The 26,919-nt window shown below is 72.4% G+C and carries 24 protein-coding genes; 10 read left to right on the top strand and 14 right to left on the bottom strand.

Going from position 1 to position 26,919, the window contains the following annotated elements:
• Window positions 1-1,284: a primary-amine oxidase gene (locus ACIBO8_RS19070; protein WP_396116563.1), complete on the top strand. Its 1,284-nt coding sequence runs from the start codon at window positions 1-3 to the stop codon at window positions 1,282-1,284.
• 58 nt (window positions 1,285-1,342) lie between these two features.
• Entirely contained in the window at window positions 1,343-1,975 is a 633-nt protein-coding gene (locus tag ACIBO8_RS19065) for a DUF305 domain-containing protein (protein WP_396116562.1), read from the top strand.
• On the opposite strand, the gene ACIBO8_RS19060 is transcribed toward ACIBO8_RS19065, so the two are convergent.
• The 10 genes from ACIBO8_RS19060 to ACIBO8_RS19015 all read right to left on the bottom strand — a co-directional run bounded on the left by ACIBO8_RS19060 (window position 1,953) and on the right by ACIBO8_RS19015 (window position 15,895).
• Window positions 1,953-3,065, bottom strand: a complete 1,113-nt coding sequence (locus ACIBO8_RS19060) for an acyltransferase family protein (RefSeq protein ID WP_396116561.1) — start codon at window positions 3,063-3,065, stop codon at window positions 1,953-1,955. The genes ACIBO8_RS19065 and ACIBO8_RS19060 overlap by 23 nt on opposite strands.
• Window positions 3,066-3,096: 31 nt before the next feature.
• On the bottom strand, window positions 3,097-5,181 hold the full coding sequence (locus ACIBO8_RS19055; protein WP_396116560.1) for a toll/interleukin-1 receptor domain-containing protein: 2,085 nt from the start codon (window positions 5,179-5,181) through the stop codon (window positions 3,097-3,099).
• Window positions 5,174-6,118: a hypothetical protein gene (locus ACIBO8_RS19050; RefSeq protein ID WP_396116559.1), complete on the bottom strand. Its 945-nt coding sequence runs from the start codon at window positions 6,116-6,118 to the stop codon at window positions 5,174-5,176. Before ACIBO8_RS19050 ends, ACIBO8_RS19055 begins: the two co-directional genes overlap by 8 nt.
• Entirely contained in the window at window positions 6,115-7,011 is an 897-nt protein-coding gene (locus tag ACIBO8_RS19045; RefSeq protein WP_396116558.1) for an AAA family ATPase, read from the bottom strand. Before ACIBO8_RS19045 ends, ACIBO8_RS19050 begins: the two co-directional genes overlap by 4 nt.
• An 11-nt stretch (window positions 7,012-7,022) precedes the next feature.
• Entirely contained in the window at window positions 7,023-8,462 is a 1,440-nt protein-coding gene (locus ACIBO8_RS19040) for a toll/interleukin-1 receptor domain-containing protein (RefSeq protein WP_396116557.1), read from the bottom strand.
• Window positions 8,372-9,976, bottom strand: a complete 1,605-nt coding sequence (locus ACIBO8_RS19035; RefSeq protein WP_396116556.1) for a serine/threonine-protein kinase — start codon at window positions 9,974-9,976, stop codon at window positions 8,372-8,374. The genes ACIBO8_RS19040 and ACIBO8_RS19035 overlap by 91 nt, the downstream gene beginning before the upstream one ends.
• Before the next feature lie 81 nt (window positions 9,977-10,057).
• The gene (locus ACIBO8_RS19030) at window positions 10,058-12,460 is read right to left on the bottom strand and encodes a penicillin-binding protein (protein WP_396116555.1); all 2,403 of its coding nucleotides are present in this window, start codon (window positions 12,458-12,460) and stop codon (window positions 10,058-10,060) included.
• Window positions 12,461-12,525: 65 nt separating this feature from the next.
• The gene (locus ACIBO8_RS19025) at window positions 12,526-13,692 is read right to left on the bottom strand and encodes a glycosyltransferase family 4 protein (RefSeq protein WP_396116554.1); all 1,167 of its coding nucleotides are present in this window, start codon (window positions 13,690-13,692) and stop codon (window positions 12,526-12,528) included.
• Between the two features lie 87 nt (window positions 13,693-13,779).
• Window positions 13,780-14,910, bottom strand: a complete 1,131-nt coding sequence (locus ACIBO8_RS19020) for a sugar ABC transporter substrate-binding protein (protein WP_396116553.1) — start codon at window positions 14,908-14,910, stop codon at window positions 13,780-13,782.
• Between the two features lie 106 nt (window positions 14,911-15,016).
• Complete coding sequence (locus ACIBO8_RS19015) at window positions 15,017-15,895, bottom strand: SemiSWEET transporter (protein ID WP_396116552.1); 879 nt, start codon at window positions 15,893-15,895, stop codon at window positions 15,017-15,019.
• Window positions 15,896-16,055: 160 nt separating this feature from the next.
• On the opposite strand from ACIBO8_RS19015, the gene add reads away from it, so the two are divergent.
• Together add and fliQ are read left to right on the top strand one after the other, a co-directional pair.
• Window positions 16,056-17,015 (top strand): adenosine deaminase, encoded by a 960-nt coding sequence (gene add / locus ACIBO8_RS19010; protein ID WP_396116551.1) that lies wholly within the window; start codon window positions 16,056-16,058, stop codon window positions 17,013-17,015.
• Window positions 17,016-17,083: 68 nt separating this feature from the next.
• Window positions 17,084-17,353 carry a flagellar biosynthesis protein FliQ gene (fliQ, locus tag ACIBO8_RS19005; protein ID WP_396114428.1) on the top strand — a complete coding sequence of 90 codons (270 nt, stop codon included), beginning with the start codon at window positions 17,084-17,086 and terminating at the stop codon, window positions 17,351-17,353.
• A 28-nt stretch (window positions 17,354-17,381) separates the two neighbouring features.
• Here fliQ and ACIBO8_RS19000 read toward each other — a convergent pair whose 3' ends face one another.
• The gene (locus tag ACIBO8_RS19000; RefSeq protein ID WP_396116550.1) at window positions 17,382-18,662 is read right to left on the bottom strand and encodes a hypothetical protein; all 1,281 of its coding nucleotides are present in this window, start codon (window positions 18,660-18,662) and stop codon (window positions 17,382-17,384) included.
• Entirely contained in the window at window positions 18,653-19,588 is a 936-nt protein-coding gene (locus ACIBO8_RS18995) for a DMT family transporter (RefSeq protein ID WP_396116549.1), read from the bottom strand. Before ACIBO8_RS18995 ends, ACIBO8_RS19000 begins: the two co-directional genes overlap by 10 nt.
• A gap of 50 nt (window positions 19,589-19,638) precedes the next feature.
• Here ACIBO8_RS18995 and ACIBO8_RS18990 point away from each other — a divergent pair, with 50 nt between their 5' ends.
• On the top strand, window positions 19,639-21,024 hold the full coding sequence (locus tag ACIBO8_RS18990; RefSeq protein WP_396116548.1) for a PLP-dependent aminotransferase family protein: 1,386 nt from the start codon (window positions 19,639-19,641) through the stop codon (window positions 21,022-21,024).
• Here ACIBO8_RS18990 and ACIBO8_RS18985 read toward each other — a convergent pair.
• Window positions 21,021-21,404 carry a hypothetical protein gene (locus ACIBO8_RS18985; RefSeq protein WP_396116547.1) on the bottom strand — a complete coding sequence of 128 codons (384 nt, stop codon included), beginning with the start codon at window positions 21,402-21,404 and terminating at the stop codon, window positions 21,021-21,023. The two genes, ACIBO8_RS18990 and ACIBO8_RS18985, sit on opposite strands and share 4 nt — an antisense overlap.
• 8 nt (window positions 21,405-21,412) lie before the next feature.
• Entirely contained in the window at window positions 21,413-22,171 is a 759-nt protein-coding gene (locus tag ACIBO8_RS18980) for an alpha/beta fold hydrolase (RefSeq protein WP_396116546.1), read from the bottom strand.
• A gap of 108 nt (window positions 22,172-22,279) precedes the next feature.
• Here ACIBO8_RS18980 and ACIBO8_RS18975 point away from each other — a divergent pair, with 108 nt between their 5' ends.
• From ACIBO8_RS18975 to ACIBO8_RS18955, 5 genes are read left to right on the top strand one after another with little or no spacing between them, the layout of a single operon-like run.
• Entirely contained in the window at window positions 22,280-23,395 is a 1,116-nt protein-coding gene (locus ACIBO8_RS18975) for a diguanylate cyclase domain-containing protein (protein ID WP_396116545.1), read from the top strand.
• Between the two features lie 48 nt (window positions 23,396-23,443).
• Window positions 23,444-24,043 carry a sigma-70 family RNA polymerase sigma factor gene (locus tag ACIBO8_RS18970; protein ID WP_396116544.1) on the top strand — a complete coding sequence of 200 codons (600 nt, stop codon included), beginning with the start codon at window positions 23,444-23,446 and terminating at the stop codon, window positions 24,041-24,043.
• Window positions 24,027-25,106, top strand: coding sequence for a hypothetical protein (locus ACIBO8_RS18965; protein ID WP_396116543.1), 1,080 nt, complete (start codon window positions 24,027-24,029; stop codon window positions 25,104-25,106). The genes ACIBO8_RS18970 and ACIBO8_RS18965 overlap by 17 nt, the downstream gene beginning before the upstream one ends.
• Window positions 25,103-26,074 carry an ABC transporter ATP-binding protein gene (locus ACIBO8_RS18960; protein WP_396116542.1) on the top strand — a complete coding sequence of 324 codons (972 nt, stop codon included), beginning with the start codon at window positions 25,103-25,105 and terminating at the stop codon, window positions 26,072-26,074. Before ACIBO8_RS18965 ends, ACIBO8_RS18960 begins: the two co-directional genes overlap by 4 nt.
• Window positions 26,071-26,919, top strand: a complete 849-nt coding sequence (locus ACIBO8_RS18955) for an ABC transporter permease (RefSeq protein ID WP_396116541.1) — start codon at window positions 26,071-26,073, stop codon at window positions 26,917-26,919. The genes ACIBO8_RS18960 and ACIBO8_RS18955 overlap by 4 nt, the downstream gene beginning before the upstream one ends.

Below are 26,919 nucleotides of genomic sequence, written 5' to 3'. Positions count from 1 at the left end.
ATGACGTACCGAAAGACAGCGGGTGCCGGCGCCGCCGCGCTCCTCACCCTCGCCTCCCTCGGCATCGGGGCATCGCCCGCGGCCGCGAAGGCCCCCGCGGCCGCGCCCGCCGCGTGTACCGCGGGGTCGCAGGTCAAGGAGACCCTGCCGAACGGCACCACGTGGCAGCTCTGCTGGCGCATCGACGAGCGGGCCGGGCTGGTCCTGGACAAGGTCTCCGTCGCCACCCGTCGCTACCCGGAGCCGGTGCAGGTCCTCCAGTCGATCCGCCTGGCGCAGCTCAACGTGCCGTACGACTCGGGCGAGACCGAGTACAACGACCTGAGCGACTTCGGTTTCGGCGGCGGTGACCTCGAGACCCTGACCGGCGAGGACTGCAAGGGCGGCTCGGCGCGGGAGGGCTCCGACGGCGGCCCGCAGGCGCAGCGCCGCAAGGTGCTCTGCGTCAGCGCGGAAGCGTCCGGGCTGGCCTACCGCCTGCACAGCTACAACTTCCAGACCAACGCCGAGAAGGTCTACTCGAAGCAGGGGCACGACCTGGTGCTGCGCACGATCAGCAAGGTCGGCTGGTACGAGTACGTGACCGAGTTCCGCCTCGCCGACGACGGGCAGATCTCCGCCCGGCTCGGCGCGACCGGTGACCTGTCGCCCAGCGACTACGTCCGGGCCGACGACGGCTGGCCGATCGGCAAGAACGCCCGCGACTACGCGTCCATGCACTACCACAGCGCGTTCTGGCGCGTCGACTTCAACATCGACGGCAAGGGCGGCGAGAAGGTCGAGCAGTACGACACCAAGGTCGACGGCCACGGCTCGATGGCGGCCAAGCTCAAGACCAGCAAGAAGACGATCACCAAGGAGGGCAGCTTCTCCAAGGTGAACCGCCGCTGGTGGCGGGTGGTCAGCCCGACGAGCAAGAACAAGGACGGTCACAAGCGGTCGTACGAGCTGGTCACCGGCGCCGACGACCGCTACGAGGCGCACCCGGAGACGACGCCGGACGTGACCTTCACCCAGGCGCACACCTGCGAGAAGTTCGCCACCGGCAACGCCGACCCGCAGTGCGCCACGAAGAAGACCATCCTGGACTACGCCCACGACAAGGAGACGCTGAAGAACCCGGTGATGTGGGTCCGCGTCGGCTTCCACCACGTCCCCCGCGACGAGGACCAGAGCCCGATGCCGCTGCACTGGCAGGGCTTCGACCTGCTGCCGCGCGACTTCACCGAGATGAACCCGCTGACCCCGGCCGACCGCGCCGGCGTCAACGGACAGCCGAACTGAGCATCGGCCCGGCCCGGTCATCGCGACCGGGCCGGGCCCCCTTTTCCTGGAGTCCTCCTTGTCCGTACGCCGCATCGCCGCCGCCCTCGTGCTGGCGGCCACCGCGCTGACCGTGATCGCGTTCGCGGCCCGTGGTGGCGGAGAGAAGAAGCCGGACCCGCGCCCGGTGGCGGTGGCGTCCGTGGCCCCGCCGACGACCGCCGACGTGGCCTACGCGCAGATGATGGTGGCGCACCACGCCCAGGCCGTACGCATGAGCCGGGCCCTGATCGCCAAGCCCGGTGTCCCGGAGCGGATCCGCCTGATCGCCGAGTTCATCGTCCACGACCAGCAACGCGAGATCAACGAGACGAACGCCTGGCTCGACGCCTGGGGCGAGCAGGCCGGCGGCCACGACCACGCTCACGGAGCCGGCGCGGCGTCGCAGGGGATGCTGACCGACGCCCAGCTCCACGAGCTCGACATCGCGAAGACCGACCAGGCCGTGCCGCTGTTCCTGCGGCGCATGATCGAACACCACCGCGGGGCCGTCGTCTCGTCCCGGGCGCTGCTCGACGGCGACGGGCGCAACGTCTACATCCACGGCCTGGCCAAGCACGTCATCAACGAGCAGACCGCGGAGATCGACGCCATGGCGGCCCTGCTCCCGGCATCGCCCGGCCGGAAGGTCAGCGGGGCAGCGGCCGGCTGAGCCGCTCGCGGAGCAGCCGCGCCGTGGGGCGTTCGACGTAGCGGTGCAGCAGCCAGGCCGCGACCATCACCACCGTGACCACGATCGCCAGGGTGACGTAGCGCGGCAGGACGGGGTGCAGCGCCGCGATCAGCGTCCAGCCGATGTACTCGTGCAGCAGGTACAGCGGATACGTCAGCGCCCCGGCCACGGTGAGCCAGCGCCAGCGCACGCGGGACAGCCGGCCGGTGGCCACGACCGCCATCGTCGCGAAGACTGCGGTGACCAGGACGAGTGCCGGCAGCACTGGGATCGGACGGCCGAGCACATCCTGGGCGACGTGGCCCACCTGCGCGGCCACGTAATGCTGCGCCATCAGGAACGAGGCGCCGAACAACGCCCACAGCGTGAGGTGGCCCCCGGTGCGATGCACCAGGAACAGGGCGATCCCGGCGACGAAGTACGGCGCGTTCTCCGGCATGACCACCACGTCCAGGGCGTCCACGTCGGCCTGCTCCGCGAGCGCCGCCGCCACCAGCCACCCGAAGCCGAACAGGGTCGCGCTGCGTACGGTGAGGCCACGCCACACCACCAACGCGAAGAGCAGGTAGAAGCGCGCCTCCACCCACAGCGTCCAGTACACGGCGTCGGCCGGGCGTACCCCCATCGGGTTCTGCAGCATCGTCAGATTGACCAGCAGGTCGCTGGGCCCGACCGGCCGGCGCACCACCGGCCACAGGCTCAGCACGGCGAAGGTCAGCAGCGCCGCCGCCCAGTACGCCGGGAACAGCCGGACCACCCGTGACCGCAGGAACTGGGCGGGCGTACGGTCCCACGCGCTCAGGCAGATCACGAAGCCGCTGATCACGAAGAACATCGGGACGCCGATCCACCCGTACGAGGCCGGTACGGACAGCCACGGGAACACCCGCTCGGCGGCAGCCCCCCAGGGCGGGACAGTGCCCCGGTCGTACGCGACGAAGTGATAACCGACCACCATGAGCGCGGCGACGAGCCGCAGCCCGTCGAGCACCGCGATCCGGCCCGGGCGCGACGCCGGGGCGGGGATCCGGGTGGTCCGCCGTTGCAGGGGCGTGACGAGAACAGCCATGCCGGGAACAACGACGCAGGCGCCACCGGAGCTATTTTTTGCCGGCCCTGCCCATCGCGACCACGACCTGTGGTCCTGTGGCGTCCTGAGCGCCGCCGACCGTGTATATCCGTACGTCGTGTGCTATGCCCTGCAGACTCCGGCGCACGTCGCGTTCGTCGATCGGGAATACCTGCGGCCTGCCACCCGGATCGCCGTAGAGGAGTCCGTCCTTGAGAAAGGCCATGGCGAAGGGGGCCAACCGGCGCAGGGAGCCGAGGAAGGCGGCCACTGCTCGCCGGAATTCCCGGCTGGTGTCCGCAGTGGTCTCTGCCACGAACATCATCGTGCCCACGTTGTAGAGACCACGGGGCAGCGTCAAGGCATCGCCCATCATGATCCGGGCGCCCTTTCTCAGGGCGCTGCGGAAGTCGAGGACGGCGGCGTACACCGGATGGGCCCCGCGGATGACCTGCCAATAGTCCTGCAGTTCGCGCGGCGAGTGCTGGATCGAATATTCCAGCCAGCGGCGCCGAGGCGCCGTCCTCTCCCAGAGGTCGACCTCCTCCGCGAAGGGCAGCATCGTCAGGGGTGAGTACAGGTTGGGCCCGGAGCTGAGGTCCACGGCTCGGCCGCCGCTCGGGTACACGCGGCAGTTCTGAGCGAAGTGATCAGCGATGAGCCGGACGATCTCCAGGTCGATCCAGGTGGGACTCGTGGACGGATCGCCGGTGAGCAGCGGCCGTTCGGCGTCGGCGTCCAGGTCAACGGGGCCGCGCGGGCCCGGGAACGGCGGCCGCGCCTTGCGTGCAGCCGGGCGGGAGGCCTTCGTAACCGGTGCGGGACCGACGGCGTTGAGCAGGGCGTGACGAGCCGCCTGCTCGTCAAGTCCACTCAGGTTGAGCGCCTGTCTGGCGGTCAGCGGACCGAGCAGGGGTGTCTCGTCGATCCGCACCGGGATCAGGCGGCCGAGCAGTGACTCCCTGTCCTCCTCTGGAATGCCGCTCGTGGACGCCGCGAAAGCCGCCGACACGACGGTGAGAATGACATGCGCGTCCTGTTGGAGTTCTCGCAACCGTCGTTGCCAGTTCTCACCCGGCGTAAGGTCGGAGCCGGAGGAGGTCTTCCAGCCCTCTCGCTGCAGCTGCCACTGAATCCAGTCGGCCCACGGCTTGTCGGCGCCGGTGTGAGAGATGAAGATGCTGTTCGAGCGAGCCCACTTGTCGACCGGTGCCCCCTGGGGCCTGATCGCGTAGCGGCGGCCGTCCAACGTCTGCAGGGCAAGGTCACGCCAGCCTCGGGGCAGAGGCAGCACGGACACAGTGCCGGCGTTCACGACCTCGCGCCGTCGTTCCCCCGCCGCCTGCCAGCTCACCTCGAGAACCAGCGGTACCGTCCGGGGCAGGCGAACGACGAGTGCCCCCCGGGCGGACGGCGCCACGATTTTGAGGCCGTCCCCGTGGGCGGTGATCCCGACCTCGACGGTCGGCAGGTTCTGCGGTGCGAGCCATCGTGTCCCGTCGGGGAGACCCGCGGCCCCGGGCAGCGCGGCGCCTATCACCGATCCGGTACGCAATGACGACCCCACTGCCAGGTGCCGGGCGGCCTCGGTCCGCCGGGAGCTCTCCGGCAACCGCCCCCAGGCCTGCGCGGCCCATCGCGCCACCTCCCGGCCCTGGTGCGGGTCCATGACCATCGTGCGTACGGCTCGGTGGAGGAGGCTTTCCATGCGCTCCGTCGCTCCGGGCGGATCGGCGACGGACAACCAGACGATCTCCTCCTCGGTTCGCAGCGCGGACGGGTATCGGTGGTGAAGGCGTGTGATGAGCTCCCGGGAGCGCCGGACGAATCCCGGGCCGGCGACACCTTGCGCCAACTGTCGCCGGAGCACCACGAGGACCTCGGGATCGAGGACCACACCGGTGACGTTGCGGGTCTGCACCAGCGGGCCGAAGTAGAGATCACTCTCCGTGCCCAGATCGGCGCCCGGTACCAGGTCCAGCCGGGCGCGGCGTAACAGACCCGGCTCGACGAAGATCGCCATGCAGACGGCGCGGGCCAGGCGCACCTGCTGGTCGCCGTGGGGCTGCGTTGCCATCTCGGCGATGAGGCGTTCCGCACGGGCGGTGTCAGACATGGGCCGTACCGGCGGTGTCGATGTCCTCCCATGCCAGCACGCGCAGTCCGGAGGTCAGCCCCTGGGGCCAGCGATGACGGGGCAAGGGAGTCAGCACCAGCACCTTGGCCGCTGATTCAGCCACCGCGTCGGCGAAGTCGTGCCACTCGCGAGGTGATGCCTTGTCCCGTCGCCCCCCTACCGGCCGGGTCACACCGAGATCACTGATGATGACGAGCAGCGTGCCGGGTTCCGGCGTCTCCCACGGCGTGGCGCCCGCGCCGCTCAGGAGGTCCGCGTCCAGTCCTCGCAGCGGCGTTCCGATGAACGGCCGGGCCTCGCTGCGCTCGCGCCCCGCGACGTCGCGAAGCTGGTCGACCAGGAACCACACGTCGGAAACGTACGGTTCCATGCCTTCTCCGATGTCGAAGAGCACCTGGACGAACGGCGCGACGCGCCGGTCCGGCCGCATCGGCACCGGCATGAACGGTTTCGCCTCAGCGGCGCGCCGCACCAGCGCCGCGAGGTCGATGTGTCGGCCGGCGGTCGTCAGCCGCACCAGGGGACTGAGGGCGTTGCGCGCAACGATCGGGGACACGGGCGGTGGTACGGGCACCTGTTCCAAGGGGAAGGGCTTGATCTCCAGCCGCTCCGGGGCGGCCAGCCATGGCGGACCGGCCCCGGAATCCGCCACCTCCTCGATGCGCGCACGTATCGGCGGCCCCTCGCCGGCCGGCCGAGGCACGTCAACGGCGATGTCCGGTCCCTGATCCGGAAGCGCTACCGAAGCGGGTGACTCGGTGGGGGAGGATTCCGCGGGAGGGTCCGGGACGGCGGAGGGCTCCGCGCCGAACATCACCGATCGGAGCAGGGCGAGCCCCTCGTCGCCGATCCCCAGGCGGCTGATCGCCAGCAGCATGTCGGCCGTGGACATCTCACCGCGGTCGGCCCGGGTCACGGCACCACGTCCATGACATCCCGGGGTGCCTTCGCGAGGGCAGCCCGCTGCACCATCTCCCACTGCGGGGATCCGGGTGCGATCCCCAGCGCTCGGCACACCCGGACCGTGTCGAGATATTCCGCGGTGGACGGCTCGCGCCGGCCGGCCCGGCGGGCGCTCTCCCGCTGTCCCATGAGAACGTCTGCCACCGCGTCGTACAGGCCGTCATGGTCCTCGCCCAGGTGCGCGCGGGCCACCTCGGTGAAGAAGTCCTTACCTTCGATCGCCATCTCCAGGTGAATACACCGGCGGAGGAAGGCGGGGGGCAGCCGGCGCTCCTTGTTGCTCGTGATCACCACCAGCACGGTGCCCTGGGCCCTGATCTGCACGCCGTCCGGGAGCGGGAAGGCGTGGTGGTCCAACGGTGCGAGCAGGTCGTTGGGCAGGTCGGGGTCCGCCTTGTCGATCTCGTCGAGCAGGACGACCGTTCCCTTGCCGCGCGACGGCGCCACCCGGGCATCGCGGCGCCGTATTCCGGACTCGGCAAGGTGGCGCTTCGCGCTTTCCGGGTCGAAAGCCCACCACAGAACGCCGGGCAGAAGGTACGCGCCGTCCTCCTTCAGCGACCTGATCTGCGCGTCCGTCAGCCGGCGAACGGCGTCGAAGCCGGCGGTGAGGTCGCTCAGCTCGCTGCGGGAGGTGAAGACGTGCTCGACGTAGTCGAATTCACCGTGGTCCGCGACCGCCCGGGCGAGCGTCGACTTCCCAGAGCCGGGTGGGCCCGTGACCAGCAAGGGGCGCCCGGCGGCCAACGCCACGTTGATCGCCATGATGACGTTCTCCGTGAATCGGTACGGAGATGAGACTCCTTCGGGCCCGGCGGGCTCGAACAGGGCGGCGGTGAACATCATCGCTTCCTTCCTCAGGCCGATCCCAGGAGCCGGGTTTCGGCATGGACCATGTCGCTGAGGACGGCGTTCTCGTCCTCGGCCCGGACCGCGGGATTGAGCCACGGTGGCTGCGGCACCTCGGCGGGCATCGATTCGCCGTCGTAGGGCGCGTGATAGACGAACGTGACGGTAGGAAATCGCCCTCGGAGCTCCTCGATGACGTCGGTGTCGTGCGGCAGGCCCACCGATACGTACGTCGGCCGGTCGTTCGTCGCCAGGCGACGCTCGATCTGCTCGCCGGTGGCATTCCTGAGGCTCGGCATCATGGAGCGGAGGACCTTGTACAACTCCTCGGCGATGTCTTGCACCTGCATCCCGCCGGAGACTCCGTGAAGCGGCACGACACCCCGGTGCTCCGGGATGTAGGCGCACGAGACATGGTGCTGGATCGTCGTCTGCGGATTGCCGCAGCGGATCGCCAGATGGCGTGCACCGTCACGCTCGTCATTAGTGATCAGGAAGCGTGCGGCCGCTTCCGGGTCCACCCACAGCGGAGCGATGATGTCGAGGATCTGCTGGATCCGGTCGGTCGGGAACGCCCGGCCGAGCCTGAGCAACGCATCAGCGGCACGGCTCAGCGACGGCGGCGGATTGCTGATGATCCAATAGGCGATCGACCGGGCCAGATCGTTCTTGTCATCGGCGTGGCCGGGTGGTTCCCCGAGTGCGGTGAGCGTCTCCCGGCATTGATCCGGCGTCGCGTCCCGCAGGCACGCGGCGATCTGAGTGGCGAGCTTGCTCGTCAGGCTCGGTTCCGGCGCCTTCAATCGCGACCCCAGCATCGCGCGGACTTCGGCGGCGACGCTTCCCGGGTCCTGCGACGACGGCTCCTGAAGCTCGCTCAGCTGCAGGGTCCGCCACCACGGATCGCGCTCGAGCCGGGCGCGGTCGACCCCACCGAGCATCACCGGTACGAGCGCGAAGGCCCGGTTCCGGCGTGTCCGAGCCTCCAGGAAGGATGCTTCCCGCATCACCCAGGGACTCTTGAGCGCGGCCGGGGTGAGGAGAACAACGGCCGCGTGGCACTCCCACAACATCCAGTAGATGCATTCCCGCCACCGTTCACCGGCGTGGACGGTGGCTCTGTCGTACAGGAGACGGATGTCGTCATCCGCGGCGGTCAGCGCATCGTCGAAGTCCTGCAGCCACTTCTTGTCGCGCCGGGTCTTCGAGCTGTGACTCACGAAGAGCCGGACCGGCGCGCTCATCGCGTCCCAACCTACCGGCCCGGCCGAACCTGTTGCGACCGCCGTTCGTCGATGATCGGGACGACCACTCGAACGAGGGCGGCCAGCACGGCTGCCGGTGCCGCCAAGAGGCCTCAGACCTCCTCGTTCGCCTCGGACGCCACGCCGGCCGCGCAGGTCACCGTCATCCGGAGCCGGTCGTTGCCGTGCTTGAAGATCACCCACGGCGACGCGGCCGGACCGGCGTCGGAGTCCTGGACCTTGTAGGGCTTCTTCGCCTCCCAGGTGACCAGCTCGGCCCGGTCCGGTGCGGTGCAGGTCGCGCGGACCGTGCCCCCGGACGAGGAGAACGTCCACTGGTGCGGTTCCGTCGCCGTGGGTTGCGGCGTGCGGGGCGGCGTCGTGGTCGTCGCCGCGGGCCGTGGGGTGGTGGTTCTCGGTGCCGGGTGCCCGCCCGCGGGGCGGCCCGGGGTGGTGGCAGCCGGGCCGGCGGGCGCCTCGTCGGCCGGCTTGCTCGTGCCGGTGCTCTCCTCGTGGGACGCCTTGGTCGTCGCGGGGGCGCCGGCGACGGTCGGCGTCAGTGCCGGGGCCGGCTGGGCGCCGGCCGGGTGCCCGGTGCGGTCGCGTGGCAGGAAGGCCCACGCCACGGCCGCGAGGGCGACGAGCAGGGCCGCGACCGCGACGAGCCACGGCCGCCGGCTCGGTCGCCCGGCAGCGGCGCCCGGGGCGTCAGGCGGTGGCGGGATCGGCGGGTTCGGCGTCTCCACGACGGGCGGTGGCGGGATCGGCGGGTTCGGCGTCTCCACGACGGGCGGTGGCGGCGGGGGCGGGGTGTGGTCCTCGCGGCGGATCAGGACGGACGGAGTGGGGTCCACCGCGGTGCCGCCGGCTGCCGGCGCCGGCTCGTCGGCGACCACCCGCAGGCCCGCGGCCTGGGCGAGCAGGGCGGCGACCTCCCGGGCGCTCGGCCGCATCGTGACGTCCTTGCTGAGGCAGCGGTTGCACAGCTCGATGACGTACGCCGGCACCTCCGGCAGCGGCACCAGCGGCTCGGGCTCCACGTAGATGTGCGCGGACAGCATCTGCGTCGTGGTGTCCACCGACCACGGTGAGTGGCCGGAGAGCAGGCGGTAGAGCAGCACGCCGAGGGCGTACACGTCGGAAGCCGGGTCGACCGCGTCGTCCACCAGCCGCTCGGGCGCCAGGTAGGCGGGGGTGCCGTAGATCTCGGCGGCGGCGTCGCCCGAGCCGGACGGGTTGACCGCCGCCGCGATGCCGAAGTCGACGACCTTGGCGCCGGCCGGGGTGAGCATGACGTTCGCCGGTTTGACGTCGCGGTGGACGAGGCCGTCGGCATGGGCGGCGGCCAGGGCCGCTGCCACCTCGGCGCAGACCCGCATCGCGAACCGCGGCGGCACGGGTGCCGCCATCCGCTGCTGGAGGGTGCCGCCGCGGACCAGCTCCATCACCACGTACGGCGTGGTGGTGGCGCCGTCCGGTTGCTCGCCGTAGTCGTACACCTGGGCGATGTTGGGGTGGGACAGCGCGGCCGCGGCGCGGGCCTCGTGGTGGATCCGCGCGCGCGACTCCGGGTCGCCCGCGTGGCGCGGGGCGAGCACTTTGACCGCGACCGTACGCCCGAGCACCTCGTCATGGGCCCGCCACACCACCGCCATGCCGCCGTGGCCGAGCGGGTCGAGCAGCGCGTAGCGGCCGCCGAGCTTCGGGTGCACCTCCATGCCGAGGCAGTCTGCCAACATCGACGCCGATCTGCATCCCCGTCGATCCCGCCCGCCGGGAAACGGCCCCACCGCGCCTGCTCAGCGCGGTCGGCCGGGACCACCGGATGTCCCCGGAACGCCGGGTCCGCCCGGCGCGCCGGCCGCCGCACCGCCGCTGATCTGGATGCTGACGAAGCCGCCCTTGATCGTGGTGCCGGTCGGCTCGGTCCCCGCCGCCTGGCCCGCGGGACACGGCGACGCGACCTCCGTACCGCGGGACGCGGTGAAGCCCGCGGCCTCCACCCGATTCATGGCCTCGTCGACGCCGACGCAGTGCACGTCCGGGATCGATCGCTGCTCGCCCCGGGCGATCCGGGAGCCGGACGGGCGTTTGAACTGCACATCCGGCTTGCCCTCCATGATGTCGCGCAGGGCGTACTGGACGGCGGGGTTCACGATCGTGTGCCGCATCCGGTACGGGTGGTTCTGGTAGTCCGGATTGACCAGGTAGCCGGCGACCACCATGGAGGTGGTGCCCGCGATCAGCGACGCGGTCTTCTCGGCGTCGGTGGTGCCGGTCTTGCCGAAGACCGGGTGACCGACGATGCGGTGGGTGTCCCCGGCCGTACGGTGACCGCCGCAGCTGCCGAGCCGGGGCGAGTCGCCGACCGGGCAGCGCGCCGCGTCGATCGCCGCGCGGGCCACGTCCTTGGAGGTGGCGTGGACGCAGTGCGGCTGGCCGACGTCCAGCTTCTCGCCGCTCATCGTGGTGATCTGCTGCACCGGGGTCGGCGTGCAGTACATGCCGTCGCCGGCCAGGGTGGCGTACGCGTTGGCCATCTCCAGCGGGGTGGACGAGGACACGCCGAGGGTGAACGCGCCCCAGTCGTGGGCGTACTTCGTGGCCAGTTCCCGGTCGTTGGGAGCCCGGAACCCGACGCCGAAGCGCCGGGCCACGTCGACGACCTTCTCGGCGCCGACCCGTTCCTCGAGCGGGACGAAGTACGTGTTCACCGAGGCGCTGAAGCCCGACCACATGGTGTAGACGCCCTTCTCCTTCGGCGAGGCGTTGGTGGGGCAGTAGTGCCCCCCGCACTCGGCGGGCGCCCCGGAGTCCCGGTACGTCGGTGACGTGTAGCGCCACGTCGTGTTGATCGGGTACGCCAGCGGGAAGCCGTTCTCGAGCGCGGCGACCATGGTGAACATCTTGAACACCGAGCCGGCCTGGTAGCCGGTGATGTCGCCGCCGCCGGTGATCAGCGGGTTGGTGGTGTTCGGGTACGTGCCCCGGAAACCCTTCTTGGCCAGCCTCGGGTCCGAGTGCGGCTTGTTCCGTGGGTGTGCCGGGTCGTCGATCTTGTAGCGCCGGTTGGCCCCGAGCGCGCGTACGCGCCCGGTCCTCGGCTCGACCGCCGCCAGCAGCAGGGCGTCGCGGTCCTTGACGCTGATCCGCCGGGCGATGCTCCTGCGGACGGCGGTCTGCGCCTGGACGTCCAGCGAGGTCTGGATGCGGTAGCCGCCGCTCTTCAGCCGCCGCTCGCGGTCGTACGAGGAACTTCCGAACTCGGGCCGGCTCAGCCACCAGCGGTAGAAGTAGTCGCAGAAGAAGCCCCAGCTGTTGGTCTTGACCGCGCTGCAGCCGTTGCCGCTGCGGTGCACGGTCCTCCCGAGCTTCACCTTCGTCGCCTCGGCGGCCTGCTGCGGGGTGATCGAGCCGAGCACGCGCATGTTGTCGATGACCCAGTTGCGCCGGCTCAGCGCCTTGGGATAGCCGTCCGCCGTCGTCGGGTCGAAGCCGGACGGCGCCTTGACCATGCTGGCCAGCAGGGCCGCCTCCGCGATCGTCAGCTGCTGCGGCTTCTTGCCGAAGTAGACCTGGCTGGCCGCGGAGACGCCGTACGCGCCGTTGCCGAACGGTGCGGTGTTGAGGTAGCGCTCGAGGATCTGGCCCTTGGTGAGCTCCTTCTCCACCTGCATGGCGAACTTCATCTCGGTGAGCTTGCGCTTGGCCGAGTCCTCGGTGGCGTCCACGACCTCCTGCGGGGTGGTCGCGGAGTAGGCGAGCGACATCTTCACGTACTGCATGGTCAGGGTGGAGGCGCCCTGCCGGCCGTTCGACGAGCCGCTGTTGCTGACGAAGGCGCGGGCGACGCCCTTGAGGTCGACGCCGTTGTGCTCGTAGAACTGGTGGTCCTCGGCGGCGACGATGGCGTCCTGCATGTTCTTGGAGATGTCCTTGAGCGGCACGTCGCTGCGGAACTCGTCCCAGAAGACCGCGACCTGCGTCTTGCCGTCGGCCGCGACCGCACGACTGACCTGCGGCGCCGCCGCGTGCTTGAGCTCGCCCGGGAGGTTGGCGAACGACTCGCCACCGGCCTTGGCCGCCAGCCCGGACATCGCCACCGCCGGGAAGGCCGCGGCCGCCACGACGACGCCGGACAGCAGGCCGCAGATCAGCAGGGTGCCCGCGTTCCTGAAGATCGAGTGCTCGCGTACGCGCATCGGGATCCGAGTCCAAACTTAGATATACGTCAACATCTGGGTGTTCCCGGCGGGGAGGGTAACGATCATGCGCAAGCGAGGTCGGCGAACAGTTGCTCCCACTGCCGAGCCACCGCGGGCATCGCATAGCGCTCGCTCGTGTCCCGCGCGGCGCGGCCCATGGCCTCGCGAGCGCCGCCGTCCTCGATGAGCCGGCAGATGCCCTCGGCGAGCGCCGCCGTGTCCTCCGCCGTCACGAGCAGCCCGTTGCGGCCGTCCACCACGATCTCGGCCGGCCCGGTGGGGCAGTCGAACGCCACGACCGGTACGGCGGCGGCCATGGCCTCCAGCAGCACCATCGGAAGGCCCTCGTACCGCGAGCTCAGCGCGAAAATCGAGGCGGCGCCCAGCTCGCGGTCCAGGTGGCGGGTCAGCCCGCGCAGGTGCACGCAGCAGGTCAGGCCCCTGTCCTCGATCTGCTCGGTGAGCCGGGCGCGCAGCCGGCCGTCGCCGAAGATGGCGAGCTGCCAGCCGGGGTGCCGCTCGTGCACCGTCCGGAAGGCGTCGATGAGCAGGTCGAAGCCCTTCTGCGGGCCGAGGCGGCCGGCCGCCAGCACCGTCCGGGTGCGGGCCCGGTCCGGTGCGGGCGCGCGCGGCGGAATCCCGTTCGGGATCCGTTCCACCCGGACCCGCGTGCCGAGGGCCTCCCGGTAGGCGGCCAGGTCCGCCCTGGTCAGCACGCAAACGGCGGAGAGCCGGGGGTACGCCCGGAGCATCGCCGCGCGAAGTCCCGGCTTGTACGCCCCCAGATTCATGTGCTCCTGCGCGACGCGCACCAGCCGCCGCGGGGCGAAATACGCCGACAGCAGGTTGAGCCCCGGCCGAGTGGTCACCAGGATCCCGCGGTGCTGCGCCCGGAAGTATCGGATCACGGCCGCATCGACGGCCGGGTCCCATCGCTTGTAGCGGAAGTCGTGACCGTGCGGCAGCCGGTTGCGGAACCACCGCGTCTTGCGCATCAGGCGGGAGTTCTCGCCCTTGGGATCCGTCCACCGTGCACCGTCCTCGCGCAAGCCGGTGAGGGTGACGAGGCGTACCCGGGGGTCGAGGGGGAAGACCGGCCTCTCCCGGGACCGGTAGACGCTGGCGACCTCCACGTCGTGGGCCCCGCACAGCGCGTTCGCCTGATTCACCACCGTGCGGACGGTGCCGCCGGCGCCGTAGGCGTTGTGGAGCACGTAGCGAATGCGCATCCGCACACGCTATTGCCCTCGGTCAATGCGGTGGGAAGGCTCCCAAGGGAGACGCCGGCATTCTCGACCGGCCGTCCCGCGCCGGGGTCAGTTGATGCCGTTCTGCGTGCAGAGCGCGGCGAACCGTCCCGCGCAGACCGCCTTCTTCGCGACGAAACCGTCCTTGATGACCTTGCTCACGTCTTCCTTGAAGATGGGGATGGGTTCCAGCAGCACCGCCGGCACGTAGGCGCCGGACTGCGGGTCCTTGACCTGGCCCCTGACCTTGGTCTGCTGTCCCTTGAAGAGGCCGATGGCCAGCTTCGCCGCCGCGTCGGCCTCCTGCCTGATCGGCTTGTAGACGGTCATGCACTGGTCGCCGGCGAGGATGTTCTGCAGCCCCTGCGTCTCGGCGTCCTGCCCGGTCACCGGCACGGTGCCGTTCTTCTTGCGCTCCCGCAGGACGCTGATGGCGGCGTTGCCGAGACCGTCGTTGGCGGCCAGCACGCCGTCCACATCGTTGTTGAACTGGTTGAGCATCTCGATGAAGATCGAGCGCCCCTCCTTGTTGTCCCACTTGTCGACGGACTGGTCCGGGCCCTTGAGGTACGTGCCGTCGTCGTACTTGGGCTGCAGCACCGAGTCGTAGCCGTTCTTGAACAGCGTCGCGTTGTTGTCCGTCGGTGCGCCGTTCAGGTAGACGATCCGCGGCGGCCGGTCGCCGCGCAATGCCTTCGTCGCGTTCAGGCACCGCACCAGGCCCTGGCCCTGGAGCTGGCCGACCTTCACGTTGTCGAAGCTGACGTAGTAGTCGGCGCCGCCGTTGAGCGTCAGCCGGTCGTAGTCGATGGTCTTGACGCCGGCCGCCCGTGCCTTGTTCAGGACGTACGTGCCGCTGGCCGGGTCCAGGTTCGCGATGATCAGCACGGTGGCGCCCTCGGCGATCATCCGGTCGCCGATGCGCTGGAAGTTCGCCGGGTCGCCCTGGGCGTTCTCGATCTCCACCGGCACGTCGGCCGCGTCGAACGCCGCCTTCAGCAGCTTCGGGTCGTCCGTGCCCCAGCGTTGCGAGGTGGTGGTGTCGGGCAGGATCACGCCGACCTTGCCGGTGCCGTCGCCGCCGCGGGCCGCGACCTTGCCGGTGCCGCCGCCCGTCTTTCCGTCATCGTCGGTGCAGGCGGTCAGCCCGCCCACGGTCAGCAGCCCGACCGTCACAAGAGCCAGCAGATTCCGGCGCACGTCTTCTCCTCAATGGGCGAAAGCGCGGCAAGGCTATCAGTGACTCGGGTGTGCGGTTCCTCGGAGACGGCCGTCGATGCGGAAGTGTTGCCTCGCGGGCGGGGTCTCAGGCGAGCGCCGGCCGAAGTGGACGCCCGGCCCTGGGCCCGCGGGCCGGTCCGGCGACCGGCCGGGCGGAACGGGCCACGGCGGACGCGGGCCGCACGACCCGCGCCGACGGCGGCCGCAGCACCGGACCGGCCACCCCGCCACCATCCACAAGCGGACCGAAGGCGGAGCCGGCGGGCCGCACGAGACGCGTGGTGCCACGGGCGGGGCGGACGGCCGGAGCCAGTTCCCGCATGCTCGGGGCCTCGGCTGCCCGGTTGGCGGGCAGCAGGAACCAGCAGACGATCAGAGCGCTGGCCAGGCCCACCGCCGCGGACAGCCAGACCGCGGGCTGGGCGGTGCTCAGGCCGTACGTGGTCCAGCAGGCGCAGGCACCCGCGGCCAGGCGCCAGCGCAGCGGCGAGAGCCCGGCGAGGTCCTGGTTCCGGTCACGAAGCAGCGACAGCGGCTGGGGTACGGCCGAAAGGCTGGCCGCGACCGCCAGGACCGTTCCCAGGAACGTGGCGACGTGCGTGCCGGCGGCGTCGGTCGCCACGGCGACGGCCGCGCTGCCCACGGCGGCGGTCAGCACGCCCGCGGCGCCGGCGGCGCTGACCAGCAGCCTGCGTCCGCTGCGCAGCTCACCCTGCTTGACGAGGACGACGGCGAGCACGGACAGGCCGGCGATCCCCGTCACCGTGTTGGTGACCACCTGCACCGTCTCCCCGGTCAGCAGGCCGTAGGTGATCCAGCCCACCGGCATCGCGGCGCCCATCCAGCACGCGGTCGGCGAGAGGCCGCCGGTGCGGCCCTGGGCGCACGAGCGCCAGACCTGGGGCCAGGGGAGAGCCATGGACAGTGCAGCGCCGAGCCAGCCGAGCCATACAGAGGAGAACATGATCCGTTTCCGGGTGAGGTGGTCCGTTCAGGGAGGCCGGGTTCAGCACGGCCACCTGCCCCATCGGCCCGCCGCACCGGCGGGTTGACAAGATCCATCCGTGAGAGGTGACACGGACGGAAACCACCGTTCCGCAACCAAGATCCGAGAAGGAGGGGCGATGCTCCCGCTGATCGACCTGCACCGGCACCTGGAGGGCTCGATCCGCTCCAGCACCATCCTGGGCATCGCGCGCCGCGACGGGCATCCGTTCGCCGAGGTGGCCCGGCCCCGCGACGAGCTGGTAGCGCGCGGGCCGCTGGGCGGGCTGCTGCCGTACCTGGCGAAGGTCGACGACCGGATCGGGGTCGTCGCGGGGCTCGGCGACTGGCGGCGGGTGGCGCGGGAGGCGGTCGAGGACGCGTTCGACGACGGGCTCGACTACGTGGAGTTCCGGTTCAGCCCGTACTTCATCCGGCAGCAGACCGGGCTCGCGCCGGAAGCCGTGATCGATGCGGTCGCCGAGGGCGTCGCGGAGGGCTCGGCGACCACCGGCCTGCGTGTCGGGCTCATCGCGACGATCCTGCGCGACCTGGGGCCGGAAGCGGCGGCCGAGCAGGTGGCCACCTTCCTGACCCGGCGTGAGCTGTGGTGCGGCGTCGATCTCGCCGGCAACGAGGCCGGGTACGCCGCCGAGCTGTTCCGCCCCGCCTTCCGGGCCGTCCGCGACGCCGGCCTGCACATCACCGTGCACGCCGGCGAGGCCGCGGGACCGGAGAGCGTCCGTGCCGCGGTGCGCGAGCTCGGCGCCGAGCGGATCGGGCACGGCGTGCGGTCGGCCGAGGACCCGGCTCTCATGGCCGAGCTGGCCGGCGCGGGCGTCACCCTCGAGGTCGCCCTCACCAGCAACATCCAGACGGGCGCCGCGCCGGGGTACCCGGACCACCAGATCCACGCGCTGCTGGCGGCGGGAGTGCCGGTCACGCTCAACACCGACAACCCTCGTGTCAGTGATGTCCGCCTGTCCCAGGAGCACGCCCTGGCCCGCCACGCCACCGGCCTCACCGCCGAGCAGCTGCGCACCGTCGCCGAGCAGTCCGTACGGGCCGCTTTCACCGACTTGAGGATTCCGGAGGCGTGAACCGAACGGCAACCGTCGTACGCCCGTTGTGCACTCCCCGGTCCTGCCGCGGGCCCGAAGAGGATGGCATGACGGACACGCAGATCGTTGAGCTGGGACTTCAGGCCATGACCATCGCGGCGAAGATGTGCGCGCCGACGCTGCTGACGGCGCTGCTGATCGGGTTCGCGATCTCGTTGTTCCAGTCGGTGACGCAGATCCAGGAGGCGACGCTGTCGTTCGTGCCCAAGGCGGTGGCGGTGGGCGCGGCGATCCTGTTCTCCGGCAACTGGATGCTGCACGAGATGATCACGTACACCACGCAGCTGTTCGAGAAGATCCCGACGCTGCTGGGCTGACCCCCTTTCTCCGCGCGCAGGCCGTCCCTCACCGAGGGGCGGCCTGCGCCGCTTTCACCAGGGCGACGGTCTGCTCGACGGTCGCCGCCCGGTCGGCGGCGAAGGCGTCGTCGATCACCACGAGCGGGTCGGCGGGGTAGACGAGGGCGGAGATGTGCAGGTGGCCGCCCGGTACGTCGGTGGCGCCGAGCTCGAGCCGCAGCCGGTTGGACCGGTACATGCTCTCGTTCGACAGGTAGTTGCCGCCCCCGCCCGACTGGGCCTGGCCGCCGGGGGAAGGGCCGTCGGTGCGGCACTGCACCGGACCGGTGGGCCGGGTGGCCGCCGGCCACTCGCACAGGCGCGGGTTCAGCGCGGTGGGCCACGGGCCGGTGCCGGCGCCGATCATCGCCTGATAGGGCAGCGTGGTCTCGATGAACTCGGGCGTGGGCGACGGCTGGGGCCAGCGCGGTGCCGGCGGGACGAGCTCGGCCTCGCCCTCGTCGTTGTTGTCCGGCGAGCCGCCGCGCCAGGCGCCCGCCCACTGCTCGATGGTCATCACGCCGCGGTTCCCCTGGCTGATGGTCATGATCAGGTCGGCGCGCTCCCGGGAGAGGGCGGTGAGGTGGGGCCCGAACGCGTCCTCCACGATGCCGGCGTCGAAGCCGCTCCAGGTCACCGGCAGGGTCACCGCCTGCACGCGTACGGTACGGCCGCCCTCGCGGTAGGTCAGCCCGTCGAGCTGCAGCGCGGCCGCGCCGGACGGGTTGGAGCGCCGGATCTCCCCGTTGAGCTGGTACGGGTCGAAACCGCTCACCAGCACCCGCGTCACCCCGCGCCCGAACCTCGTGGACGTGACGCCGCGGGACGCGTACTCGTAGGTCCGCAGCAGCCCGGCGCGGTCCTCGTCGCCGAGGGGGAAGCGGGGGCGCCACTGCCGGACGTCGCGGGTGCCCATCAGCCGTGACCAGTAGAGCGGGCGGTCGTCGTACCGGTCGATCGTGCCCATCGGCATCCGGCCCTGAGCGCGGGCGACGGCGGTCTCCCACAACCGCGCGCCGTGCCGCTGCAGCAGCCGTCGCGCCGCGGGCAGCGACCGCGCACCGCACAGCTCACGCTTCAGCCGCGCCACGTACGGCTCGAAGCCACCCGCCTCGACCAGCGCGTACGGCACCTGCGAGCCGCCCGGCAGCGCGGGGGCCTCGATCCGGCTCTCCTCGTACGTGACGGCGGCGGTGCGGTCGTAGCAGTCCGGTGCGGTGGCGGCGGTAGCGCCTTGGGGAACGCCGAGGACCGTGACGCAGACGGCGATCACCGGGATCAGGCGCACGGGGTACCTGCCTTCACCTTCGCGCGAACGTATCGACGACCGTGACTATATCGGCCGGGCCGGCCGGTTGGCAGGCCCAGCGCAAGACCGGCCGCCACGGTGGCGATGCCGGCCCAGACCAGCGGGCGCGGGGCCGGGCCGCCCAGCGCCACGCCGGTCAGCGCCGCGGCGATCGGCGCGATGCCGGTGAGCAGCCCGGCCGTGCCGGCACCGAGGCGGGCCACGCTGCCGTACCAGAGGACGAACGCCACCGCGGTCACCATCACCGCGAGGTATCCGGCGGCGAACAGTTCCGGGCCCTTCAGGGTCGTGGCCGCGCCCGGACCCTCGTGCAGCACGCCGAGCACCGCCAGCATCGCGGCGGCCAGCCAGGTGGTGTGCACCGACACACCCGCCGGGCCGTGGCGCCCGAGCACCGGCACGGCGAGCAGGGTGAACGCCGCCTCGCAGGCGAACGCCACCGCGGCCCACGCGACCCCGGCACCGTCCGTACGCCCGAGTCCCTGCACCAGCGCGGCCCCCGCCGTCACCACGACCGCCGCGAGCGGCACCGCACGGCCAGGGGTGCGCCCGTCGAGCAGCGGCCCGGCGACCGCGAGCAGGACCGGCACGGACGCCACCGCCACGCCCAGCACCGCCGGCTCGGCGTGCCGGGCGCCCTCCACCAGCGCGACGTTGAAGAGCACCAGCCCGGTGGCGGCGATCCCGGCGAGCCATCCCCACTCCCGGCCGCGCGGGCGGACCAGCGGCACCCGGCGGATCCGCGCAAAGGCGACGAGCAGCAGGCAGGCGACGGCATACCGCAGCGACTGCGTGGTGAAGAGCGGGGCGCCGCCGAGCAGGGCGGAGACCGCGACACTGCCGCCGACGCAGATCATGGCGGCGGAACCGGTGACGAGGGAGACGAGACGGGACACGCCCACCATGCTCGTCAGGCGGTATGGTCTCCTGGAAGGGCCAAATCCGAGCCAGACGGGTGGACCAAATCGACTTCCTGGGCGCGCCGCCGGAGCGCGGACGCACGGCATGGCTGGCCGACGGGCTGCGCGCGGCCGTCGCCGCCGGACGCCTGCCCGCCGGTGCCCGGCTGCCCGCCACCCGGGTTCTCGCCGGTGAGCTGGGCGTGTCGCGGGGGGTGGTGGTCGAGGCGTACCAGCGGCTCACCGACGAGGGGCTGCTCAGCGGGCGTACCGGCGCCGGCACCCGGATCACCGCCCGGGCGCCGCGGCCCCCTGGCGGCCCGGCTCGGCAGGAAACCGGCGGCCTGCGCCTGCCGCAACGGCCGTCCCCGGACATCGAGCTCGACCTGTCACCCGGCGTCCCCGACCTGTCGGCCTTCCCGCGCGCTGCCTGGTTGCGCGCCGAACGGACCGTCCTGGCCGAGGCGACCAGCGCCGATCTCGGGTACGGCGACCCGCGCGGCACCCCCCGGCTCCGGGCCGAGCTCGCGACCTGGCTGGCCCGCACCCGCGGCGTCCGGGCGGGCGCCGACGACATCATCGTCGTCAACGGCGTGGCGCAGGCGCTCGCCCTGCTCTGCCAGACGACGCGGGCCCGTGGCGTCGACGCCTGGGGCGTGGAGGACCCCGGCTCCCGCGGCTCCCAGGACGAGCTGCGGCACTGGGGTGTGCGGGCGGTGCCCGTACCCGTGGACGCCCACGGTCTGCGCGTGCCGGACCTGACCGCCACCGACCTGGAAGCGGTCCTGCTGACCCCGGCGCACCAGTTCCCGACGGGCGTGGTGCTGAGCCCGCGCCGCCGCCTCGCGCTGCTCGACTGGCCGGGGCTGATCGTCGAGGACGACTACGACGCCGAGCACCGCTACGACCGCGCCCCGGTCGCCGCCCTGCAGGCCTCGGCGCCCGAACGCATCGCCTACTGCGGCAGCGTCTCCAAGTCGCTCGCGCCCGGTATGCGGCTCGGCTGGCTGATCGCCCCGCGCCACCTGCACGCCGACCTGGTCACCGCCAAGCACGCCAGCGACCTGGGCAATCCCGCCCTGCCCCAGCTCATCCTCGCGCGGCTCCTGGCCACCGGCGACCACGACCGGCATCTGCGCACGGTCCGCCGCCGCCAGCGGCGCCACCGCGACGCCCTGGTGGCGGCCCTGCGCGAGCACGTACCGGCGGCCCGGGTGGAGGGGGTGGCGGCCGGCCTGCACGTCCTGATCACGCTGCCGGGCGAGCACGACGACACCGTCCTCGCCGGCCGCATCGCCGCGGCGGGCGTACGGGTCCAGCCGCTGTCCTGGCACCGCCAGGCACCCGGGCCGCCGGGCCTGGTGATCGGCTACGCCGCCTGCCCGCCGGACCGCCTCCAGGAAGCCGTCCGCCGCATCGGTTCCGTCCTCCGGCAGGCCTAGAAGGCGGGGAGATATCGGGTACGGCTGCCGTACGTGCGGTCCTCCAGCTCCACGAAGGCCAGACCCGGCACCACAGGCGCGAGCTCCTCGTACAGGTGCCGGGCGACCAGCTCGAACGTCGGGCGGAACGGGAACCGTTCGGTCCACGGCCTGTCGCCGAGCACGTCGGCCCACGCCGACAGCCGCGCCGACAACGCATCCGTGTCGAAGAACCAGCCGCGGTCGGTGAGGTCGCCGTCGTCGAAGCCGACTCCTGCCCGCAGGACCCCCTCGACGTCGGCGCCGGGCGTGAGCCGCTGCTGTCCGGCGGCGGCGCGGACGGGTGACAGCAGACCCTGGCGAGCCCGGAAGGGTACGCAGACGTCGACGACGAACGGCATGGCGACGATCATTGCGAAGCGGACGCGAGGAAGTCCACCAGCATGGCGTTCACGACGTCCGGGCGTTCGAGGCTCGGCAGGTGGCCCGCCCAGTCCAGCTCGACGTGCCGCGCCGCCGGGATGGTGGTGGCCAGCTGGGTCGCGATCGTACGGAAGTCGCTCAGGTCGTGCGCCCCGGAGACCACGAGGCTGGGCGCCGTGATCCCGGCCGGGTCGGCCCGGACGCGGATAGGCGGGTGCTCCTCGGTGGCCGCGAGCTGGACCTCGAAGGCGTGGCGTTGCATCTCGCGGACCTTCGCGCGGGTGGCGTCGTCCGCGTACGGGCCCAGCCACGTCGCGACGTTGAGCTCGGTGGCGCCGTCGATGTCGCCGGCCTCGAGTAGCGCGTCCTCACGGTCGCCGAAGGCGCGCAGCTCGTCGCTCGGTTCGTGGCCGGCCAGCGCGCTGCACAGCAGGGCCAGCGCGCTGACCCGGTGCGGCCAGCGGGCGGCGAGCTCCAGGGCGACCCTCCCGCCGCCGGAGGAGCCGACCACCGCCGCCTTCTCGACCGCCAGCAGATCCAGCACGTCGAGGACGTCGCGCGCGCTGTCGTACGGCCGGTCGGGCATCGGCGTCTCGCCGTAGCCGCGCAGGTCGCACCGCACGACGAGGTGGCCGGCGTCGCCCAGGGCGGGCACCTGCGGGTCCCACATCCGGCGGTCGCAGGCGGTGGAGTGCACGAGGATGACGGCGGATCCGTCGCCGGCCACGTCGTGAGTGAGTGTCATGTCCCGATCCTGCTATGCGCGGCCGCGGCGACCGCGCCGGGGTCCACGAGTCGTGTGTGGATGGTCTACGGTCGGTTGATCAGGATGCCGGTCGAGGGAGGCCGCGGGATGGCTGGTGCCGACACCCAGTTGCAGGCGCTGCGGGCCCTGCACGCCGTGACCAAGCGCGTGCACGCCAGCCTCGACCTGACCCAGACCCTCGACGCCGTGGCCTGCGGTGTCGTCGAGGTCGCCGGGTTCGGGCTGGCCTGCGTCAACCTGGCCGAGTCCAACGGCGACTACACCGCCGTGGCCGTGGCGGGCAGCGACGAGCTGCGCCGGGAGCTGCTCGGCTACCGCGGCTCCGCGGCGACCTGGGCGGAGCTGTTCCGGCGGTCCGAGCGGTGGGGCAACCTCTACTTCGTCGACCACCGGACCGGCGTGCCGGAAGGCCTCTACACCTGGGTCCCGGACATCGAGGAGACCGACGACCCGGCGCTGTGGCACCCGATGGACTGCCTGTTCGCGCCGCTGATGGCCCCGTCGGGGGAGTGGGTCGGGGTGCTGAGCGTCGACCTGCCCGAGGGCCTGCGCAAGCCGGGCGCCGAGCAGCTGGAGATCCTGGCCCTGTTCGCCGAGCACGCCGCGATCGCGATCCAGCATGCCCGGCTGCACTCGGAGCTGGAACGCAGCCGGGCGGAGGCGCATCACGCCGCCACCCACGACTGCCTGACCGGGCTGGCCAACCGCACCCTGCTGAAGAGCCGTACGGACGCGATCGAGCGGCAGCCCGGCAGGCAGGCGGCGGTGCTGGTCATCGACCTGGACGGCTTCAAGAAGATCAACGACGCGGCCGGGCACGAGGCGGGCGACGAGGTGCTCCGGGTGATTGCCGGGCGGCTGCGCCACCACCTGCCCGGGCACGAGGTCATCGCGCGGACCGGCGGCGACGAGTTCGTGGCGGTGCTCACCGGTGCCGACCTGTCCGCCACGATCGGCGGCACCGCGGAGCGGCTGCGCGCCGCCATCGCCGAGCCGGTCCGGGGCGCCACCGGCCTGCACCGGGTCGGCGCCAGCGTGGGCTGGGCGATCGGCGAGACCGGCGACGACATCGAGGCCCTGGCCGTTCGCGCCGACCACGCCATGTACCGCCAGAAGCGCCGGGCCGGCCCGCCGGGACCGCGGTCCGCCGGCGGTCGCCGTTCGCCGAGATGGGCGCAACCATCCACCCCGCCCGCGGGTTGATCAACCGGCCGGGTGTCACATCCGCCGCGTCGGCGGTGCTCTGCGGGTATGGAGCAAGAAGTCGCCGTCCTGGCCGCGGACGACCATGACCCGCCGGCCCGGCGAGCGGAACGGAAGGACGGCGGTGCCGTGACGGCTCTCCCGCGCCCAGGGGGCGTCCGCGCCGATCTCGAGACGGTCTTCCGGTACGCCTATCCGCGGGTCGTCGGGGTCGCCGCCCGGGTACTGGGCTCCCGCGACGAGGCCGAGGACGTCGCCCAGGAGGTCTTCCTGACCTTCGGGCGCTCCGCGGTGCCGACGGGGGAGGCGATGGGCTGGCTGTCCGTCGCCGCGGCGCACACCGCGCTCAACCATCTGCGGTCCGGCCGCCGGCGCGCCGCCCGTGAGGAGTACGTCCGAGAGCGGGATGCCGTCGCCGCGGATGTCGCGGACGCGGTCGTGACGCTCGACGAGCGCCGCCGGGTACGGGCCGCTCTGGCGCGGCTGCCCCGCCGGCAGGCCGTCGCCCTCGTTCTGCGGCACAGCGGCCTCAGCTATGCCGAGGTCGCGGCCGCCCTCGGCCTGTCACCCGGCAGCGTGGGCACCGTCGTGCGGCGCGCCGAGTCCGCCCTACGCAAGGAGTTGAACCGTCATGCGTCATCCGACTGACGGCACACTGCGCCGGCTCGTGGACGAACCGGCCGGTGTCGCCCAGGCCGACCGCGACCACGTGGCGGGCTGCCCCTCGTGCCTCGCCGGGCTCGCCGCCGCGCGGGAGGACGCGGCGCTGACCGGTGCGGCACTGGCCGCCGACGCGTCCCCCGACGTCGATGCCGGCTGGGCGCGGCTGTCCCGGGCCGTCGCGGCCGAGGGAGACCGGCGGGACCGTACGCCCGTCCCGGCCCGGCGGTGGCACACGGCCCTGCGCAGTCCGGTGGTCGCCGTGGTGGGCGTCGTCGCCCTTCTCGCCGGGGCCGGTGCCGCTGCCGCTGCCGACTGGCTGCCGATATTCCGCGCCGAGCGGATCGCCCCGGTCACCGCCCCGGAGGCCGACCTGGTCAAGCTTCCGGACCTGTCCGACTTCGGAGATGTCGCGGTCACCGAGAAGGTCACCGTACGGACGGTGGCCGACGCCGCCGCCGCGGAGAAGGCCACCGGGCTGACGCTGCCGAAGGTGACCGGCCTGCCGGGCGGTGTGTCCGGCGAACCGGAGTACCAGGTCGGCGGCCGGACCAGCGCGGTGTTCACGTACTCCGCCGCGAAGGCCGCACGGACCGCCGCGGCGGCCGGTAAGACGCTGCCGCCTCCGCCGCCCGGCCTGGACGGCAGCCGGTTCCGCCTGACCGCCGGGCCCGGGATCGCCGAGGTCTGGCAGCAGGGCCGCCCGGTGCCCGCCATGGTCGTGGGCCGCGTGATCGCCCCCAAGGCCTTCTCCTCGGGCGTGCCGTTCGAGACGGCCCGCGACTACCTGCTGTCCCTGCCGATCCTGCCCAAGAGCGTCGCGTCCCAGCTGCGCACCTTCTCGGCCGACGGCACCACGCTGCCGCTGTTCACGTCGGCGGAGGAGCTGACGACCTCCGCCGCCGACGTCAACGGCACACCGGCGACCGTGCTCGCCTCGCGGGACGGGCTGATGGCCGCCGTGGTGTGGGTCGACGACGGCGTCATCACCGCGGTGGCCGGCTCCCTGAGCACCGGCGAGGTGCTGACCGTCGCCCGGGGGCTGCGGTGACCGGCCCCGGACTCCAGGCGGCGCGGCGGCTGCTCGCCGACCTGCCCCCGGCGCCCGCCGTGTGGTGCTCGGGGCTGCGCAAACGGTACCGGCGGCGGACCGCGGTCGACGGCGTGTCGTTCACCGTGGGCCGCGGCGAGGTGGTCGGCCTGCTCGGGCCCAACGGCGCCGGCAAGACCAGCGTCATCAAGATCCTGCTCGGCCTGGTCCGGCCCGACGCCGGTGAGGTGCTCCTGCTGGGCCGGCCGGCCACGGACCCGGGGGCGCGGGCGCGCGTCGGCTACCTGCCCGAGCTGTTCCGGTACCAGCCGTGGCTCACCGCCGCCGAGGTGCTGGCCCTGCACGTGCGGTTGTCCGGGGCTGCGGTGGCCGTACCGGAGCAGCGCGAATGCCTGGCGAGCGTCGGCCTGGCCGACCGCGCCGGGGACCGGGTGGGCGGCTTCTCCAAGGGCATGCAGCAGCGGCTGGGGCTGGCCGTCGCGCTCGTGGCCCGCCCGCAGCTCGTGGTCCTCGACGAACCGACGAGCGCCCTGGACCCGCTGGGTCGCGCCGACGTCCGGGACCTGCTGCTCGCACTGCGCGAGCGCGACGTCGCGGTGCTGCTGAACTCGCACCTCATCGGCGAGGTGGAGCGCGTCTGCGACCGGGTCGTCATCCTCGACAAGGGCCGGGTCGCCGCCTCGGGCACCCTGGCCGAGCTGCTCGGCGGGCGCGAGCTGCGGCTGCGGCTGGACGGGGTCGGCGAGCGGGCCGAGGCGCGGCTGGCCGCCACCGGACGGCTCACCCGCAGCGGGAACGCGTACACGATCGACCTGCCGGCCGATCCCGGACCCGCCACCGTGCCCGACCTGGTGGCCGACCTGGTCGGCCTCGGCGTCCGCGTCCATGCGGTGGAACCCGCCCGGGTCAGCCTCGAGGAGCGGCTCCTGGACATCCTCCGCACCGGTTCCGGCGAGGAGCACCGATGACCGCCCGTACCGTCCTCACCGTCGCCGCCCTCACGCTGCAGGAGGCCGCCCGCCGGCGGGTGCTGCGCTCGCTCGCCGTGCTGACGATCCTGCTGCTCGCGCTCAGCGCCTGGGGCTTCGCCCGGCTCGACGCGGAGTTCGGCGGCTTCACCTCCGGCGAGGCGCGGGTCGCCGGGTCCACCGTGCTGAACCTGGTCATGTTCGGCCTGAGCCTGATCGCCGCGCTCGGCACCGCGTTCCTGGCCGGGCCCACGGTGGCCGGGGAGATCGAGTCGGGGATCGCGCTGGCGGTCCTGGCCCGGCCGATCCGCCGCCCGGCGGTCCTGCTCGGCAAGTGGCTGGGGCTGGTCGTCTTCGGCGGCGGCTTCGTGGCCGTGGCCGGGCTCGCCCAGTTCGTCATCGTCCGGCTCACCATCGGGTACTGGCCGCCGCACCCGGTCACCGGCCTGGCCCTGCTCGCGGCCCAGACGGCCGTGCTGCTCACCCTCGGGCTGCTGCTGTCCACCGCGATCTCCCCGATGGCGTCGGGCATCGTGGCGGTCGGCCTCTTCGGCGCCACCTGGATCGCGGGCGTGGTGGGCTCGGTGGGTGACGCCCTCGGCAACGAGAGCGTGGCCGAGGTCGGGACGGTGTCGCGGATGCTGCTGCCGACGGACGGGCTGTGGCGCGGGGCGATGAACGCGTTCCAGGACCCCGCGCTGCTGCTGCAGGCCGGCTCGGGCATCGAGGAGTCACCGTTCCTCAGCATGGCCCCGCTCACGACCGCCTACCTGGCCTGGACCGCCGTGTGGATCGCGCTGGTCCTGGGCCTCACCGCCGTCGCCTTCGGCCGCCGCGACCTGTGA

This window comes from Actinoplanes sp. NPDC049681, from assembly GCF_044465265.1.
Lineage (GTDB): Bacteria > Actinomycetota > Actinomycetes > Mycobacteriales > Micromonosporaceae > Actinoplanes.
Note: the sequence above shows the minus strand (reverse complement) of the source record. Positions and strands in the feature narration are given on the sequence as shown.

Coding starts and splice junctions, on each gene's coding strand:
- ACIBO8_RS19070 (WP_396116563.1), top strand. CDS start 1: ATGACGTACCGAAAGACAGCGGGTGCCGGCGCCGCCGCGCTCCTCACC.
- ACIBO8_RS19060 (WP_396116561.1), bottom strand. CDS start 3,065: ATGGCTGTTCTCGTCACGCCCCTGCAACGGCGGACCACCCGGATCCCC.
- ACIBO8_RS19055 (WP_396116560.1), bottom strand. CDS start 5,181: ATGTCTGACACCGCCCGTGCGGAACGCCTCATCGCCGAGATGGCAACG.
- ACIBO8_RS19045 (WP_396116558.1), bottom strand. CDS start 7,011: ATGATGTTCACCGCCGCCCTGTTCGAGCCCGCCGGGCCCGAAGGAGTC.
- ACIBO8_RS19035 (WP_396116556.1), bottom strand. CDS start 9,976: ATGGAGGTGCACCCGAAGCTCGGCGGCCGCTACGCGCTGCTCGACCCG.
- ACIBO8_RS19030 (WP_396116555.1), bottom strand. CDS start 12,460: ATGCGCGTACGCGAGCACTCGATCTTCAGGAACGCGGGCACCCTGCTG.
- ACIBO8_RS19025 (WP_396116554.1), bottom strand. CDS start 13,692: ATGCGCATTCGCTACGTGCTCCACAACGCCTACGGCGCCGGCGGCACC.
- ACIBO8_RS19015 (WP_396116552.1), bottom strand. CDS start 15,895: ATGTTCTCCTCTGTATGGCTCGGCTGGCTCGGCGCTGCACTGTCCATG.
- add (WP_396116551.1), top strand. CDS start 16,056: ATGCTCCCGCTGATCGACCTGCACCGGCACCTGGAGGGCTCGATCCGC.
- fliQ (WP_396114428.1), top strand. CDS start 17,084: ATGACGGACACGCAGATCGTTGAGCTGGGACTTCAGGCCATGACCATC.
- ACIBO8_RS18995 (WP_396116549.1), bottom strand. CDS start 19,588: ATGGTGGGCGTGTCCCGTCTCGTCTCCCTCGTCACCGGTTCCGCCGCC.
- ACIBO8_RS18985 (WP_396116547.1), bottom strand. CDS start 21,404: ATGCCGTTCGTCGTCGACGTCTGCGTACCCTTCCGGGCTCGCCAGGGT.
- ACIBO8_RS18980 (WP_396116546.1), bottom strand. CDS start 22,171: ATGACACTCACTCACGACGTGGCCGGCGACGGATCCGCCGTCATCCTC.
- ACIBO8_RS18975 (WP_396116545.1), top strand. CDS start 22,280: ATGGCTGGTGCCGACACCCAGTTGCAGGCGCTGCGGGCCCTGCACGCC.
- ACIBO8_RS18970 (WP_396116544.1), top strand. CDS start 23,444: ATGGAGCAAGAAGTCGCCGTCCTGGCCGCGGACGACCATGACCCGCCG.
- ACIBO8_RS18965 (WP_396116543.1), top strand. CDS start 24,027: ATGCGTCATCCGACTGACGGCACACTGCGCCGGCTCGTGGACGAACCG.
- ACIBO8_RS18955 (WP_396116541.1), top strand. CDS start 26,071: ATGACCGCCCGTACCGTCCTCACCGTCGCCGCCCTCACGCTGCAGGAG.